The organism is Solwaraspora sp. WMMB762, assembly GCF_049179115.1.
In the GTDB taxonomy this organism is placed as follows: Bacteria; Actinomycetota; Actinomycetes; order Mycobacteriales; family Micromonosporaceae; genus Micromonospora_E.
In genome coordinates this window covers 6,767,910-6,783,800 of record NZ_JBMHMD010000001.1, presented here as the reverse complement: position 1 = coordinate 6,783,800, position 15,891 = coordinate 6,767,910, and the positions used below count along the sequence as shown (strand labels likewise).

Here is a 15,891-nt window from a genome sequence, read left to right as displayed (position 1 = left end):
GTTCCAGGTCGGTCAGTTCTTGACGGCGCCTTCCATGATTCCCCGGACGATCTGCCGACCGCCGATGAAGAGCATGATCAACAGCGGGATGGTCGCCACGAACGCACCGGCGAGCACCCGCCGGTAGAGCACGTAGTTGCCGCTGGCCAGGTCGGACAGGGCCACCATCGACGTCGGGTAGTAGGTGCCGCCGAGGGTGATCAGCGGCCACTGGAAGTCGTTCCAGGTGGCCACGAAGGTGAGCAGGCCGAGCACGGCCATCGCCGGGCGGATCGCCGGCAGCACCACGCTCCAGTAGATCCGCAGGGTGGTGGCACCGTCGATCCGACCGGCCTCGATCAGCTCGTCGGGCACCGCTTCGAGGATGAACTGCCGCATGTAGAACACGCCGAACGCGGTGACCAGGCCGGGCACGATGACCGCGACCAGGGTGCCGTTCCAGCCGAGTTCGCCCATCAGGATGTAGAGGGCGACCACACCCAGCTGGTTGGGCACGGTGAGGGTCAGCACCACGACGACCATCAGCGCGTTGCGGCCGGCGAACCGCAGCTTGGCGAAGGCGAAGCCGGCCAGCGAGCAGAAGAACAGCACCGAGAACGTCACGATCGACGAGACGACAAAGCTGTTGCCCAACGACTGGACGAAGTAGACGTTTTTGAGGGTGAAGACCTCGTTGACGTTGTTGAGCAGTTGGCCGCCGGGCAGCAGCTGCGGCGGGATCTTCGCCAGGTCGGCGTCGGTGCCGCTGGCGATCACCACCATCCAGTAGAGCGGGAACGCGGAGAACAGGATGACCAGGCTGAGGAACAGGTAGGTCCAGAAGCTGCCCGGCGTACTCGCCGGGGCTCGGCCGACGTTGCTGGCGCTCATCTACGGCCTCCGCCCAGCCGGTTGGCGACCAGCGCGTTGACGACCGCGATGATCACGATGATCAGGAACAGCGCCCAGGACATCGCGGCGGCGTACCCGAGGTTGAGGTCCTTCCAGCCGACCTTGTAGATCAGCTGGGCGATGGTCTGGAACTGGCCGTTGGACCCGCCGGTGGCGGCCTGCGAGTTCTGCTCGAACAGCATCGGCTCGGTGAACAGTTGCAGCCCGCCGATGGTGGACAGGATCACGGTGAAGACCACCACCGGTCGGATCATCGGTACGGTGATCCGCCAGAGCTGCCGCCACGGGCCGGCGCCGTCGACCGCGGCCGCCTCGTAGATGTCGCGCGGGATCGACTGCATCGCGGCCAGGTAGATCAGCGCGTTGTAGCCGATCCATTTCCAGTTGACCATGGTGGCGATGGCGACCCACGACGCGGCCTTGCTGGACCGCCAGTCGATCGGCGCCTCGCCGCGCAGGTTCAGTACGTCGAGCACCCAGTTGGCGATGCCGAAGTCGCGGGCGAAGAAGACCGCGAACAGCAGCGTCGACGCGGTGATCGGGGTGATGTACGGCAGCAGGATGCCGACCCGGAACCAGGTCTGCGCCCGCAGCTTGCGGTTCAGCAGCGACGCGATGATCAGGGCCAGGAACAGCTGCGGCACGGTGGAGAGCAGGAAGATGCCGAACGTGTTGTACAGCGCGTTCCAGAAGCTGTCGTCGGTGAACAGCCGCCGGAAGTTCGCCAGCCCGGCCCAGCCGGTCAGGTCGGCGTTGTCCAGCCGCCAGTGCCGCAGCGCCACCACGCCGTTGAAGATGATCGGGAAGAGTCCGAAGGCGATGAAGAGGAGGAAGAACGGGGAGATCAGGATGTACGGCATGTACCGCATGTCGAAGCGGTGCATCCGGTTACGCCAGGTCGGGTCGGGTGGCGGTGCTGGTGGTGCGGCGCGGGTTGCGGACATGGATTGCCTCCAGATTCAGCCGTGCGACGGCCGGCCCGCAGCGTGGCGGGGGTGGGCGTCCGACCCGGTTTTGGTTCCCGCCGGAGACCCACCCCCGCCCGCGCGGCTCGCGGCCCGCGAGCGGTTACGCGTTCGTCGCCTTTTCGGCTTCCGCGATGGCTTCCGTCCACGCCTCGTCAGGCTTGCCTTCCAGGTCACCGCTCTGCAGCCGGTTGAGGACGTTCTCCACCGCGACCCGGACCGGACCGTTCTTGCGGCCGAGGTACTGCGGGGTGAGGTTGGCCGCGGTCGCGGAGAAGATCTGGCCGACCGGCGCGTCGTTGAAGAACGGGTTGGAGAACTCGACGATCGCCGGGTCCTCGTAGAGCGCCGGCTGCGACGGCAGGTTGCCGACCTTCTTGAAGATCTCGATCTGCTGCTCGGGCTGGATCAGCCACTCCAGAAACTTGTACGCCTCGTCGACGTTCTCACCCTGCGCGGGGATGGTCAGGAAGGAGCCGCCCCAGTTGCCGCCGCCACCGGGGATGGCCGCCACGTCCCACTTGCCGGCGGTGTCGGGGGCGGTGTTCTGGATGTGGCCCATCATCCACGCCGGGCAGGCCAGCACGGCGAAGTCGCCGTTGACGAAGCCGTTGTTCCACTCCGGTGAGAAGGCGGCGAGGTTGGCCGACAGTCCGGCGCCGACGACGGCGGCGGCGGTGTCGAAGGCGACCTTCGGACCGCCTTCCATGGCCAGGTTGTCGCTGGTGTCGAAGAGGCCGACCGGCTGCTGGCCGAGCACCGGGTTGAAGATGTTGGTGGCCGAGTCGACGAACTTCTTGCCGCTGGCCGCGACGTACTCCTCGCCGGTGGCGACGAACGACTCCCAGTCGGGCCAGAGGGCGGAGACCTCATCCCGGTCGGTCGGCAGCCCGGCCGCCTCGAACAGGTCAGTGCGGTAGCACATGGCCAGCCCGCCGACGTCGGTGCCGAGGCCGATCTGGGTGGCCCCGTCGGCGGACAGGGTCTGCTGCCACTTCCAGTCGAGGTAGCGTTCCTCGTACTGGCCGGCGCCCTTGTCCAGCAGGTTGACGAACTTGTCGGCCTGCTCGCGGAACTGGACGACGAAACCCTCGTCGATGGCGGCGATGTCGGCGGCGCCGGACCCGGCGATCAGCTTCTTCTGCAGGTCCTCGTGCTGGGCGTTGTACTCACCGGAGTTGAGGTTGATCCGCACGCCCGGGTACTCCGCCTCGTACTCGGCCTTGAGGTCGTCGAGGCCGAAGTCGCCCCAGTACGCGATGGTCAGGGTAGTGCCGTCGTCGTCGCTGCCGCCGCCGGGTTCGCCACTGCAGCCGGCGATCAGCAACGCGCCGGCGGCGCCGACCGCCGCCGCCGTACGCGTCCAAGGGGTCCAACGCCGCTTCATCCCATCCTCCGAACACAATTGGAAACGCTCCCAACATCGAGGAACGTCGACTGAACCGGATAAGTGAGGCCACGGTACGAGTGGCCCCGGCACGTGTCAATGGCGGATTAACGCCGTGGCCAACCCGTAACCTTGGTGACCCCGGTCACGCCACCATCGTGTTTGGTAGAGAGCTCACCGGTGCACTCTGCGCACCGGCGGCGGGGCGGCCGCCGCGCCCAGCCGCCGCCGGATATCGTTTCGGGCAGCAGACTTAACCGGGCAAGGCCAGCGGAACCCACCCACCGCACCGCCCACCACCCGGCTCGGCGCACCGCCTGGTGCACCGCCCTGACCAGCAGAAACGAGCCAGAAGGAGCGCCGCCGGTGAAACGGCCGACCATCGCCGACATCGCCCGCCGAGCAGGCGTTTCCAAGGGCGCGGTCTCGTACGCGCTCAACGGCCAGCCAGGGGTCTCCGAGGCGACCCGGCAGCGGATCCTCGCCATCGCCGCCGAGATCGGGTTCAACCCCAACAGCGCCGCCCGCGCCCTGTCCGGGGCCACCGCCAACGCCGTCGGCCTGGCGCTGAGCCGCCCGGCCCGGATCCTCGGCATCGAGCCGTTCTTCATGGAGCTGATCAGCGGCGTCGAGGCCGAACTGTCCGCCCGGTCGTACGCACTGACCCTGCAGGTGGTGGCCGACACCGAGGCCGAGATCGCGGTCTACCGGCGCTGGTGGGGTGAGCGCCGGGTGGACGGCGTGTTCCTCTGCGACCTGCGGCTCGACGACGACCGGGTGCCGGCGCTGGAGTCGCTGCAGCTGCCGGCGGTGGTGATCGGTGGCCCCGGGCACACCGGCTCGCTGCCGAGTATCTGGTCCGACGACGCGTCGGCCCTGGTCGAGACGGTCGAGTACCTGGTCGCGATGGGTCACCGCCGGATCGCCCGCATCGGTGGCCTGCCCGGCCTGCTGCACACCGAGATCCGCGCGGGCGCGTTCACCGACGTCTGCCGCCGGCTGGGTCTGGACCAGTGCGTCACGGTGCCGTCCGACTACACCGGCGAGGAGGGTGCCCGGGCCACCCGGCGGCTGATCAGCACCGCGGCCCGCCCCACCGCGGTGATCTACGACAACGACGTGATGGCGATCGCCGGCCTGGCGGTGGCCCAGGAGATGGGGCTGGCCGTGCCGGGCGACCTGTCGATCGTTGCCTGGGACGACTCGCCGCTGTGCCGCCTGGTGCATCCGCCGTTGACCGCGCTGGGCCGCGACATCCCGGCGTACGGTGCGCACGCCGCGCGGCAGCTGCTGGCGACGATCGCCGGTGAGCCGACGCAGGCGTACCAGGACGAGACGCCGCACCTGACCCCGCGTGGCAGCACCGCACCGCCACGCGCCGGCTGACCTGCCGTGGCCGGCCAGTGAACCGATTAAGTTTCCGGAGCGTTAAACGGTGCGAAAACCGCGAATCTCACTGCGTACCGTCGGGTCCACCCCGACCCGCCGACCACCGCGGGTTATGCTCGGACCGGTCACGTGACTGGCGCAGCGAAGGTGGAACCGACCACCGGGGAGCGACCATCGACGTGCGCCGCGCGCCTGGGTGCACCGTCGACGGCACCGTCATGTCCGGGGATGTCCCCGGCCGGCGGAGCCGCCCGACCCCAGGAGGGCACGCCGTGCACGTACCGCAGATCCCGCAACTGACCGCCACCGATCCTGAGCTCGCCGCCCTCGTCGAGGGTGAGGCCCGCCGCCAGCACGACAAGCTGCGCATGATCGCCTCGGAGAACTACGTCTCCGCCGCCGTGCTGGAGGCCAGCGGCACAGTGCTGACCAACAAGTACTCCGAGGGCTACCCGGGCCGGCGCTACTACGAGGGCCAGCAGTTCGTCGACCCGATCGAGACGCTCGCCGTCGAGCGGGCCAAGACGCTGTTCGGGGCGGCCCACGCCAACGTCCAGCCGTACTCGGGCTCCCCCGCCAACCTCGCCGTGTACCTCGCCTTTCTCTCCCCCGGCGACACCGTGCTGGGGATGTCGCTGCCGATGGGCGGGCACCTCACCCACGGCTGGTCGGTGTCGGCCACCGGCAAGTGGTTCAACTCGGTCCGCTACAACGTCTCCCGCGACACCGGCCGGATCGACTTCGACGAGGTACGTGACCTGGCCCGCCGCGAACGGCCGAAGGTGATCTTCTGCGGCGGTACGGCGGTGCCGCGGACCATCGACTTCCCGGCCTTCGCCGAGATCGCCCGGGAGATCGGCGCGGTGCTCGTCGCGGACATCGCGCACATCGCCGGCCTGGTCGCCGGCGGCGCGCACCCCTCGCCGATCGGCCACGCCGACGTGGTCACCACCACCACCCACAAGACGCTGCGCGGCCCGCGCGGCGCGATGATCCTCACCACCGAACAGCACGCCGCCGCGATCGACAAGGCAGTCTTCCCCGGCCTGCAGGGCGGCCCGCACAACCACACCACCGCCGGCATCGCCGTCGCGTTGCGCGAGGCCGACACCGACGACTTCCGCCGGTACGCCCACCAGGTGGTCGCCAACGCGAAGGCGCTCGCCGCCGCGCTGGTCGACCGGGGCTTCGAGCTGATCTCCGGCGGCACCGACAACCACCTGATCCTGGCCGACCTGACCGGCAAGGGCGTCGGTGGCAAGCCGGCCGCGCAGGCGCTGGACCGGGCCGGGATCGAGCTGAACTACAACACGGTGCCGTACGACCCACGCAAGCCGTTCGACCCGTCCGGCATCCGGCTGGGCACCGCCGCGCTGACCACCCGCGGCCTGACCGAGGCGCAGATGCCACAGGTCGCCGCCTGGCTGGACGACGCGGTGACCGCAGCGGTCAAGGACGACGGTGCCGCCCTCGACCAGATCGCCGGGGAGGTAGCCGACCTGCTGGCCGGCTACCCGATGCCCGGCTACGCCGCCTGACCTGCGCCGATCGCCGCCCGATCTGCGCCCACCCGCGCCTGACCTGCTCCCACCCGCGCCTGGTCTGCGGCCGTCCGGGTCAGTGCGACGGGGTGGGGAAGTCGGCGATGTACGCCTCGGTCCGCTCCGCAGGTGCGGGGCGGGCCAGGGCGTACCCCTGACCGAACCGGCAGCCGGCCCCCTGCGCCTGGCTCACCTGACCGTCCGTCTCCAGCCCCTCGGCGACGATCTCCAGCCCGAACCGCCGGCCCAGCCCAGCCACCGCTTCCAGCATCGGGTGGACACTGTCCGGGCCGGCACCGGCGCCGGCGACCAGCGACCGGTCGATCTTGACGACGTCCAGCGGCAGCCGCCGCAGCTGGGCGATCGACGCCTGGCCGGCGCCGAAGTCGTCCAACGCGATCCGCACCCCGTGCGCCCGCAGGTTCGCCAACTGCGCGAGGATCTGCGGATTCTCGGCAGCCGCCAGCTCCTCGGCGACCAGCGACTCGGCCACCTCGACGACGAGCCGCTCCGGCCCGATGCCCTGTGCGGCCAGCATGGCCATCAGGTCGGCCACGAAGGTGGTCGCGGCCAACTCTGCCGGGGCGACGTTGACCGACAGCCACAGCCCGTGCCCCTCCCGTGACCAGGACGCCAACTGCCGGCAGGCGGTGGCCCGCGCCCACCGGCCGATGTGGCCCAGCAGCGACAGTTCCCGGGCCACGGCGAGCAACTCGGCCGGCAGCACCGTGCCGAGCACCGGGCTGCGCCAGCGCAGCAGCGCCTCGACCCCCACCGGTTTGCCGTCGACCAGGTCCACCACCGGCTGGTACACCACGTCCAACTCGCCCCGCTCGGCCGCGCCCGGCAGCTCCCGCTCCAGGTCCAGCCGCCGGACCAGCTGTTCCTCCAGGTAGGAGTCGTACCACTCGACCCGGTTGCGACCGAGCTGGCGGGCCCGGCGGCGGGCCAGGTCCGCCCGGCGCAGCACATCGTCCGCCCCGGCGCCGCCGGCCACTTCGGCCATGCCGATGCTGGTCTGCAGCGCAACCACCGCGCCGGGCAGCTGGCACGGCTCGCGCAGCGCCGCGACCAGCCGCGCCCCGGTTCCGTACGCCAGCATCGGGCCGGCGACGGTGATCACCGCGAACTCGTCGCCGCTGAGCCGGGCGACCACGTCGTCCGGCTCCACCGTGTCCCGCAGCCGCCGCCCCACCTCGACCAGCACCGCGTCGCTGACCTCCCGCCCGTACTGCTCGTTGACGCCGACCAGCCCGTGCAGGTCGATGATCAGCAACGCACCGGGGTGGCCGGGCAGGTCCCGCTGGTTGGCGATCTGGCGCATCAGCTCCCGGCGGTTCGCCAACCCGGTCAGCTGGTCGGTGAAGCCGAGCTTGTACAGTCGCCGCTCCAGGTGCACCCGCTCCCCCACGTCGCGCACATGCACCACGAGCGCTCCGACCTCGGGCACCGTCCGCTGGTCGGACACGGTGGACTCGGTGTCCCGCCACCGACCGTGGCCGTCCCGCAGCCGGGCGGTGACCAGCGGGGTCCGACTGGTCGGTACCAGCCGGCCGGTCACCACGCCGGTCAGCACCGTGATCACCTCGGGGACGTCCTCCGGATGCATCAGCTCGATGAACGGCCGGCCGAGCACCTGCGCGTCGGCCAGCCCGAACAGCCGCGCGGCGGCCGGTGACTGCCACCGCACCCGCAGGTCATCGCCGAGGGTCAGGGTGAGATCGTTGCCGCCGGAGACCAACGACCGGAAGTGCGCCTCCTGAATGCTCAGCCGCCTGGCGTAGGACCGCACGTCGGCCGCGGCCATCATCTCCCGGACCACCAGCGTCGGGATCACCGCGAGGCCGAGCAGGACCGACGTACGGTCGAACGATCCCTGGGTCGCCACGTGGTATACGGCCGCCAGCGCGGCCACCACCGCCGGAACCGTCACCAGTGGATACGCGGCGAGCCGGCCGCGCACCGGAGTGACCGGCTGCGAGCCCGCGCGCTGCGCCCGCTGCGCACCGATGACCAGCAACAGCATGCCGCCGACCGCCGGGGCCATCGCCAGACACCAGAGCCAGCCCGCAGTGCCGTACGCGAAACAGACCGTCGGGGCGGCCAGCCCGATGAGCACCGCGCCGGAGCCGCCGGCACAGTACAGCACCGACGGACGCTGCCGCCGTACCGCCAGGGCGGTGACCGCGATGATCGCCCCGGCCCCGATCACGCTCAGCTCGACGAAGAGCACGGCCGACGGCACGGTGTCGACCGGCGACAGCAGCCAGCCGGCGAAGATCAGGCTGATCCCCAGGCTCAGCCCGTCGACCACCCGCCGCAGCCGCAGCCGCCAGGTCTCGGCGACGCCCGGCAGCAGCAGAATCGCCGCAAGGTGACCGGCCAGGGCGAGGATGAGCCCGCTGAGCGCCAGGCCGGTCCGGGCCGCCGCCGGGCTGAAGGCGGCGACGCAGACCGCGGTGGCGCCGCCGACGCTGGTCACGGCGAGCAGGCCGGCTCCGCGACAGTCCCGGAGGTCGCCGCTACGGGCGTGCGCGGTGACGGCCATCCGCGACAGCCGTAAACCGGGCATGCCAACGCCGAACAGCACCGCGCCGAGCACCGCGACGGGGGCGGTCAGCAGGCCGGCCGCGCCGGCGGCCAGCAGCAGCGCGGCGGCGCCGGCCGGTGCGGGCAGGGTCCAGCCGGGGGGTTGGGCCCGATGGGGGCGGGGACGGGTACGGGATGGTTCGGGGAACGCCTCAGGCACGGTGGCCGTCGCCTCCACGGAAGGGGTCGGGGCACAGCCGGGCCGGGTCGGCCCTCTGTGCCGGTCACAACGAACCAGTCCGGCGCCGGGTTACGGGGCGGTCACCGGAGATTTCCGTCGGGTTTCCGCACCGGCGCCGCCCGACCTACCCGGCAGCCGACACCCACCGGCCGGATGCCAGGATTGTCGGATGAGTCGCAGGGTAACTGTCCGGTTCCGGCCGCACCAGGCGATCATGCTGGCGGCGGTGATCGCGTTCGTCGGGTCGCTGCCGCTGGCCGGTGCCCGCTGGTATCTGCTGCCGGTCCTGCTGCTGCCGCTGGCGATCGCGATCTGGGCGGTCCGCTCCGGAACCGATGCCGACCCGGCCGGGCTCCGGGTGCGGGCGCTGATCGGCCAGCGCCGGATCGGCTGGTCGCGGGTGGCCGAGCTGGCGGCCGACCCGCAGGGCCGGGCGGTGGCGCTGCTCACCGACGGCGAGCGGGTACGGCTGCCCGCCGTACGGGCCGACGACCTGCCCCGGCTGATCGCCGCCAGCGGGCAACCGCTCGACCCGGCGACTCCGCCGACCCCGCTCAACCCGCCGACCCCACTCAACCCGGCGGCTCCGGCGACCGACGCGACCGACGAACCGGCCACGCCGCCGACTCAATAGCCGTCCACCACGACGTTGTCCAACGGCTCGCCCGCGGCCAGCCGGGTGACCTGCCGACCCGCCAGGGCGTACGCGCGAGGCAGCAGACCGCGTACCGACCCGGCGATGTGTGGACTGATCACCACGTTCGGCAACATCCATAGCGGATGGTCTGCGGGCAGCGGTTCGGGGTCGGTCACGTCGAGTACGGCGCAGATCCGGCCGGTGGACAGCTCCGCGGTGAGCGCTGCCGTATCGACCACCGGGCCGCGGGCGGCGTTGACCAGCAGCGCACCGTCGCGCATCGCGGCCAGCGCGGCCGCGTCGACCATCCCCCGGGTCCGGTCGGTCAGCGGCACGATCAGCACCACGATGTCGGCGTACGGCAACAGGGCGGGCAGCTCGTCGACGCCGTGCACCTGTTCGGCCGGCCGGGCGGTCCGGGCCACCAGCGTGAACTCCACCTCGAACGGGGTCAGCCGGGCACGCAGCGCGGCACCGATCGATCCCGCGCCGACGATGAGGACCCGTTTGCCGGCCAGCTCGTCGGTCGGGGCGAACCGCTCGTACGACCATTCTCGACGGGTCTGCGCCCGGATGAAGCCGGCGAAGTCGCGGACGTGGGTGAGGATCGCAGCGGCGATCCACTCCGCCGTCGACGAGTCGTGCACCCCGCGCGCGTCGCAGAGCGTCAAGTGCTCCGGCAGCCGCCCCACCCAGGCGTCGGCACCGGCGGACAGCAACTGCACCACCTGGAGGTCCGGCATCTTGCCGGCCAGCTCCGCCGCTCCGGGCCGGGCCAGGAACGGAGGCACCCAGAACCGCACGCCGGCGGGGTCGGACGGCAGCTGGGTGATGTCGGCGGCGACCTCGACGGTCACCTCGTCGGGCAGCCGGCCGAGCAGTTGCCGGCCGTGCTCGTGGGGGATCCAGACCTTCACCGGTCCGACGATAGCGGGCCTTCCGGGTCCGGCCCGCACAGGCCGGACATCACATGATCATCCGGTACGAGGTCGATCAAGACACGGACACATGCCTACTTGCGAGTACGTTACTCGTTCGAAAATGCACTTTATCGATCATGCTGCATTGTTCTATATTTGTATTCAAATCCCTGGCGCCCCGACGCATCGCGATACCGACGCGAGAACACGGGCGACAAGGTGAAACCAGGTCGCATTCCGTCGACTACCACCGTCGTCTTACCGACTCTCGCTTCGGGGAGGGAGCGATGGACAGTTACCCATCAACAATGATCTCGGACCCTCTGTTCGTCGGAAGGTTGAACCGTCGCCACCGGCGGGCGGTCGGTGCCGTACTGGCGGCGGCACTAGGCATGGTCCTGGTGATCGGGAACGCTTCCACCGGGTACGCCGACGGCGTACCGCACCAGGACGCGGCGGTCACCGAGGCCGGTGCCGGGACCCGACAGGCTCCAGACGAACTCGGCGCCGTGACCGCCACCGCCGCTGGCTACTCCCACAGTCTTGCCTTGCGCTCGAACGGCACCGTCGTCGCCTGGGGCTCGAACTATTTTGGGGAACTTGGCAACGGGCAATTCGACTGGGGTACGACGCCGGTCCCGGTACAGGTATGTGCGGTCGGCCAGATCGCACCGTGCACTCAGTTCCTCAACGGCGTGATCGCTATCGCAGCCGGCCAATATTACAGTCTCGCCCTGCTCCGAGACCGTACCGTCGTCGCCTGGGGTGACAACTCCACAGGGCAGCTCGGCAACGGCACCTACACCGTCCGCTCCACTCCGGTACGGGTCTGTGCGGTAGCGCAGGTCGCGCCCTGCGGTCAATTCCTGGCTGGGGTCCGGACCCTGACGGCAGGCATAGCCCACAGTCTCGCCCAACTGACCAATGGCACTGCGGTCGCCTGGGGCTCGAACTACTACCGGCAACTCGGCGACAGCACCGCCATTGACCGCACCACCCCGGTGCCCGTGTGTGCAGTAGAGCAGGGCACCCCCTGCAACCGGTACCTGACCGGAGTCAGATCCCTCGCGGCCGGCGGGTACCACAGCCTGGCTGTGGTGGACAGCGCGCTGGCTGTCGCCTGGGGCCGGAACGATTCCGGGCAACTCGGCGACGGCACCACCACCGACCGGCGCACCCCGGTACGCGTGTGCGCGACAGGACAGGTCGCACCCTGCGGTCAGCAGCTGAACGCGGTGCGGGCCGTAGCAGGCGGCATCAGCCACAGCATGGCGCTGCGCGGCGACGGCGGTCTCGTCAGCTGGGGCAGCAACTTCGCCGGAAAGCTTGGCGACGGCACCACCACCGACCGCCTCACCCCGGTACGGGTATGCGCGGCAGGGCAGACCGCACCCTGCACGCAGTACCTGTACGGAATCCGGCACATCGGCGCCGGCGGGTACCACAGCATGGCGCAGCTCAGCAGCGGCGGCGTCCTGACCTGGGGATTCAACAGCCTAGGCCAACTCGGTGATGGCGGCTACGAGGACCAACTCACTCCGGTACGGGTGTGCGCGGTGGGGCAGACCGCTCCCTGCACGCAGCATCTCACCCTGATCAGAGCCGTCTCCGCTGGAAGCAATCACAATCTGGCGCTACAGGTCGACTACACGGTGATCGCATGGGGCTACAACTTCTACGGAGAACTCGGTGACGGCACCACAATCACCCGTCCCGTCCCAGTACAGGTCGTCGCGCCTCGGCCAGCGCTCCGCTCGTAGTCGGTGATGCCGGGGTGGGAGCGGCACCGGTCCGTGGGACGAGCCCACGGACCGGTGCCGCTGCGATTCCGGTCGGACCTATGACGGTGTCAGGCCGGCTCGTAGGTCATGCAGTCGGCTGTTTCCCGGCTCGGCCCGACCCGGATCGCCGGAGCCCGGCACTCCAGCTCGGCGTTGAACCGGCAGTCGGCACGCTTACAGGCACCAACCTGAGCGATCACCGCGTCGAGGCCGCCCTTGGACGAGATGTCGAAAAAGGTGGTGCAGCTGGCGCTGTCCGCCTCGGTGCCGATCGTGATGGCGAAGGCGTGACAGCCCTCGTGCTGGTTGTACGCGCACTCCACGGCGGTGCACTCCTGCACCCGGGGCATCTCCATCATCGCGGTCATGGTGGTCCTCCTAGCTCGGCAGCATCCGGCAGTGGCAACGTCGTCGCCACTGTGGGAAAACCGTAGTCCACTGCGATCGAATATATGGCGCGTATTCATTTCTCGCAATTTTGGGAACCCTTACCTAACATCATCCGGCGCAATTTTGGATACCCTTGCCTAAGCACTCGCGGGACGCCGTCGGATGCGGATGTCCGGCAGCGGGCTAGTCTGGTGCGGGTGAACGCTCGCCTGCCGTACCGCCGCTCGTCGCGCCGCCCTGCCGCCGCGACCGCAGCGACCGCCGCCGCCAGCCTGACCGCCCTGCTGCTCGCCGGCGGCTGCGCTTTCGGCGAGCCGGAGCCGGACCAGGCCGGCGCTCCCCCCACCTTCCCCGCCCCCACCGAGACGCCGACCGGCGGCGGCGTCGACCAGCAGGTGGCCGTCACCGTGCTGGCCAGCGGACTGGCGGTGCCGTGGGGGGTGGCGTTCCTGCCGGACGGCGCCGCACTGGTCACTGAGCGAGACAGCGCCAAGATCCTGCAGGTCGGGCCCGGTTCGAGCCCGGACGGGCTGGACGTCACCGAGGTGCAGACCATCGACCAGGTCGACGGCGGCGGCGAGGGCGGCCTGCTCGGCATCGCCGTCTCCCCCGAGTACGCCACCGACGAGACGGTGTTCGTCTACTACTCCACCGCCGAGGACAACCGGATCGCCCGGCTGACCCTGGGCGGCGAGCCGGAACCGATCGTCACCGGCATTCCGCTCTCCGGCATCCACAACGGCGGCCGACTCGCCTTCGGACCCGACGGCTTCCTCTACGCCACCACCGGAGACGCCTCGGACACCGGCCTGTCCCAGGACCAGGAGAGCCTCGGCGGCAAGATCCTGCGGATGACGCCGGCCGGCGAGCCGGCCCCCGGCAACCCGTTCCCCGACTCGCTGGTCTGGTCGCTGGGCCACCGCAACGTGCAGGGCATCGCCTGGGACGCCCAGGACCGGCTGTACGCCACCGAGTTCGGCCAGAACCTGTGGGACGAGATCAACCTGATCGAGCCGGGCGAGAACTACGGTTGGCCACAGGTCGAGGGCGAAGGCGGCGACGGGCGATTCGTCGACCCGCTGGTCGTCTGGCCGACCGAGGAGTCCTCCTGCTCCGGGGCGGCCGTGGTGGACCGGATCCTGGCCGCCGCGTGCCTGCGCGGCGAACGGCTGTGGCTGGTCGAGCTGACCGAGTCCGGTACGGTCTTCGGCCAGCCCCGCGCGCTGCTCACCGAGGAGTACGGTCGACTACGCACCGTCGTGCAGGCACCGGACGGCTCGGTCTGGGTGACCACCTCGAACCAGGACGGCCGGGGCGAACCGGCCCCGGAGGACGACCGTATTCTGCGGCTGGTCTTCGCCGACGGCGGAGCCGGGCGCAGCTGACCCACCCGCCTCCCCACCCTCGATCAGACAGGCATCATCTCACCATGAGCGACGAGCAGACGGCCGACCGGAGCCGTCCCGGCCAGCAGCCGGGCCGTCCGGATCAGCAGCCGGGCCGCCCCGGGCGGCGGCTGGCGCGCGCCGGGCGACGGCTCGGCTCGGTCAGCCGTACCGCTGGTCGTGGGTTGCGGCGGGCCGCGCGGTCCCGGGCGACCCGGCGGATCGGCGTGGCGCTCGCAGTCGTCGCGGTCAGTCTGGCCGGAGTCGTCATCGGTGTCCTGCTCGGGGCCCGTGCCGACGTCGACATCGGCCCGTTCCGGGCCGAGATGGCGGTGACCCCGGCGGTGGACGGCGGCACCACCATGGCCATTCCGCCGCTCGGCGCGCTGCACGTGGACAGCCACGAAGGGCCGGTCCAGCTCTCCATCCGGCTCGGCTCCCTCGACCAGGTCCGCACGCTCGCACTGCTCGACGACCCGAACGCGATCACCCGGGCCAGTCAGACCGTGGTCGGCGACGTCACCGAGGGGGTGCTGCGGCTCGGTATCCGTACCATCGCGGTCGCCGTGCTCACCACGTTGATCCTCGCCGCGCTGGTCTTCCGCGACACCCGCCGGGTCGCCTGGTCCGGCACTCTGGCGTTGCTGATCACCGGCGGCAGCATCGGCGTCGCGGCGACGACCATCCGGCCGGAGTCGATCGAGGAGCCACGGTACGAGGGTCTGCTGGTCAACGCCCCGGCGGTGGTCGGTGACGTACAGCGGATCGCCACCAACTACAGCCAGTACGCCGAACAGCTGCAGCACATCGTCAGCAACGTCAGCCGGATCTACACCACCGTGTCGACGCTGCCCGTCTACCAGGCGGCCGAGGGCACCACCCGGGTGCTGCACGTGTCGGACATGCACCTCAACCCGACCGGCTGGTCGGTGATCCGTACCGTGGTCGAGCAGTTCGACATCGACGTGGTGATCGACACCGGGGACATCACCGACTGGGGCAGCGAGCCGGAGGCGAACTACGTCGCCTCGATCGGGCTGCTGGAAGTGCCGTACGTGTTCATCCGCGGCAACCACGACTCGATCCGCACCCAGGAGGCGGTGGCCAGCCAGCCGAACGCGATCGTGCTGGACAACGAGGTCACCGAGGTCGCCGGGCTGACCATCGCCGGCATCGGCGACCCCCGGTTCACCCCGGACAAGCAGACCAGCCCGGCCGACGGCGGGTTGTCCAAGCCGGCCACCGACCAGGTGATCGGGGTCGGCGAGCAGCTAGCCGCGACGATCCGGGGCACCGACGAACCGGTAGACATCGCCCTGGTGCACGACCCGGTGTCCGCCGGCCCGCTGTCCGGCACCACGCCGCTGGTGCTGGCCGGGCACACCCACAACCGGGAGGTCCGGATGCTCGCCGAGATTCCTGGTGAGCAGCCGACCCGGCTGATGGTGGAGGGTTCGACCGGCGGGGCCGGGCTGCGCGGCCTGGAAGGCGAGGAGCCGACGCCACTGGCCATGACGGTGCTGTACTTCGACGCCGAGCACCAGTTGCAGGCGCATGACGACATCCGGATCGGCGGCACCGGCCAGGCCCAGGTGACCCTGGAGCGGCACGTCGTCGCCGGCCCGGAACCGGATCCGGACCCCTCGGCGTCGCCGACTCCTACCGCCGATCCGTCCGCGACTCCGACCGCCACTGCGTCCACGGTCCCGGAACCCAGCCCGTCCTGAGCTCACACCCACCCCGCTGGACGCGCGCCCACCCCCGCGATCTAGAAGGATTTGGCCGGTATATCGACCACGATCCTTCTAGATCGCGGCCGTCAGAGGCTCACCGGC

At 70.5% G+C, this 15,891-nt stretch carries 11 protein-coding genes, 1 pseudogene and 1 riboswitch; of the genes and pseudogenes, 6 read left to right on the top strand and 6 right to left on the bottom strand.

Annotated features, from left to right (window positions below):
- Positions 1-12 precede the first annotated feature (12 nt).
- From ACN27J_RS30605 to ACN27J_RS30595, 3 genes are all read right to left on the bottom strand, one after another.
- Positions 13-870 carry a carbohydrate ABC transporter permease gene (locus ACN27J_RS30605; protein ID WP_421371585.1) on the bottom strand — a complete coding sequence of 286 codons (858 nt, stop codon included), beginning with the start codon at positions 868-870 and terminating at the stop codon, positions 13-15.
- Positions 867-1,835, bottom strand: coding sequence for a carbohydrate ABC transporter permease (locus ACN27J_RS30600; protein ID WP_421371582.1), 969 nt, complete (start codon positions 1,833-1,835; stop codon positions 867-869). Before ACN27J_RS30600 ends, ACN27J_RS30605 begins: the two co-directional genes overlap by 4 nt.
- Before the next feature lie 124 nt (positions 1,836-1,959).
- Positions 1,960-3,243 carry an ABC transporter substrate-binding protein gene (locus ACN27J_RS30595; protein WP_421371580.1) on the bottom strand — a complete coding sequence of 428 codons (1,284 nt, stop codon included), beginning with the start codon at positions 3,241-3,243 and terminating at the stop codon, positions 1,960-1,962.
- Positions 3,244-3,609: 366 nt separating this feature from the next.
- On the opposite strand from ACN27J_RS30595, the gene ACN27J_RS30590 reads away from it, so the two are divergent.
- Together ACN27J_RS30590 and glyA are read left to right on the top strand one after the other, a co-directional pair.
- Entirely contained in the window at positions 3,610-4,629 is a 1,020-nt protein-coding gene (locus tag ACN27J_RS30590) for a LacI family DNA-binding transcriptional regulator (RefSeq protein WP_421371578.1), read from the top strand.
- A gap of 123 nt (positions 4,630-4,752) precedes the next feature.
- Positions 4,753-4,837: riboswitch (ZMP/ZTP riboswitch) on the top strand.
- Between the two features lie 67 nt (positions 4,838-4,904).
- Positions 4,905-6,170, top strand: coding sequence for a serine hydroxymethyltransferase (glyA, locus tag ACN27J_RS30585; RefSeq protein ID WP_278167686.1), 1,266 nt, complete (start codon positions 4,905-4,907; stop codon positions 6,168-6,170).
- Between the two features lie 79 nt (positions 6,171-6,249).
- Here glyA and ACN27J_RS30580 read toward each other — a convergent pair whose 3' ends face one another.
- The gene (locus ACN27J_RS30580; protein WP_421371576.1) at positions 6,250-8,922 is read right to left on the bottom strand and encodes a putative bifunctional diguanylate cyclase/phosphodiesterase; all 2,673 of its coding nucleotides are present in this window, start codon (positions 8,920-8,922) and stop codon (positions 6,250-6,252) included.
- A 190-nt stretch (positions 8,923-9,112) separates the two neighbouring features.
- Between ACN27J_RS30580 and ACN27J_RS30575 the strand changes: the two are divergent.
- Positions 9,113-9,472, top strand: a pseudogene (locus ACN27J_RS30575) (PH domain-containing protein); the annotation flags it as partial.
- 98 nt (positions 9,473-9,570) lie between these two features.
- On the opposite strand, the gene ACN27J_RS30570 reads toward ACN27J_RS30575, so the two are convergent.
- Positions 9,571-10,497 (bottom strand): 2-hydroxyacid dehydrogenase, encoded by a 927-nt coding sequence (locus ACN27J_RS30570; RefSeq protein ID WP_421371574.1) that lies wholly within the window; start codon positions 10,495-10,497, stop codon positions 9,571-9,573.
- Between the two features lie 512 nt (positions 10,498-11,009).
- Here ACN27J_RS30570 and ACN27J_RS30565 point away from each other — a divergent pair.
- The gene (locus tag ACN27J_RS30565) at positions 11,010-12,260 is read left to right on the top strand and encodes an RCC1 domain-containing protein (protein ID WP_421371572.1); all 1,251 of its coding nucleotides are present in this window, start codon (positions 11,010-11,012) and stop codon (positions 12,258-12,260) included.
- A gap of 89 nt (positions 12,261-12,349) precedes the next feature.
- Here ACN27J_RS30565 and ACN27J_RS30560 read toward each other — a convergent pair whose 3' ends face one another.
- Entirely contained in the window at positions 12,350-12,649 is a 300-nt protein-coding gene (locus ACN27J_RS30560; protein ID WP_123600394.1) for a DUF1540 domain-containing protein, read from the bottom strand.
- A gap of 231 nt (positions 12,650-12,880) precedes the next feature.
- Between ACN27J_RS30560 and ACN27J_RS30555 the strand changes: the two genes are divergently transcribed.
- The gene (locus ACN27J_RS30555) at positions 12,881-14,056 is read left to right on the top strand and encodes a PQQ-dependent sugar dehydrogenase (RefSeq protein ID WP_421372616.1); all 1,176 of its coding nucleotides are present in this window, start codon (positions 12,881-12,883) and stop codon (positions 14,054-14,056) included.
- A gap of 44 nt (positions 14,057-14,100) precedes the next feature.
- Positions 14,101-15,783: a metallophosphoesterase gene (locus ACN27J_RS30550; RefSeq protein WP_421371569.1), complete on the top strand. Its 1,683-nt coding sequence runs from the start codon at positions 14,101-14,103 to the stop codon at positions 15,781-15,783.
- The last annotated feature ends 108 nt before the right edge of the window (positions 15,784-15,891 follow it).

Bases quoted from the DNA above. Each gene is read 5' to 3' on its own strand.
- ACN27J_RS30605 (WP_421371585.1), bottom strand. From the start codon at position 870: ATGAGCGCCAGCAACGTCGGCCGAGCCCCGGCGAGTACGCCGGGCAGC.
- ACN27J_RS30600 (WP_421371582.1), bottom strand. From the start codon at position 1,835: ATGTCCGCAACCCGCGCCGCACCACCAGCACCGCCACCCGACCCGACC.
- ACN27J_RS30595 (WP_421371580.1), bottom strand. From the start codon at position 3,243: ATGAAGCGGCGTTGGACCCCTTGGACGCGTACGGCGGCGGCGGTCGGC.
- ACN27J_RS30560 (WP_123600394.1), bottom strand. From the start codon at position 12,649: ATGACCGCGATGATGGAGATGCCCCGGGTGCAGGAGTGCACCGCCGTG.
- ACN27J_RS30550 (WP_421371569.1), top strand. From the start codon at position 14,101: ATGAGCGACGAGCAGACGGCCGACCGGAGCCGTCCCGGCCAGCAGCCG.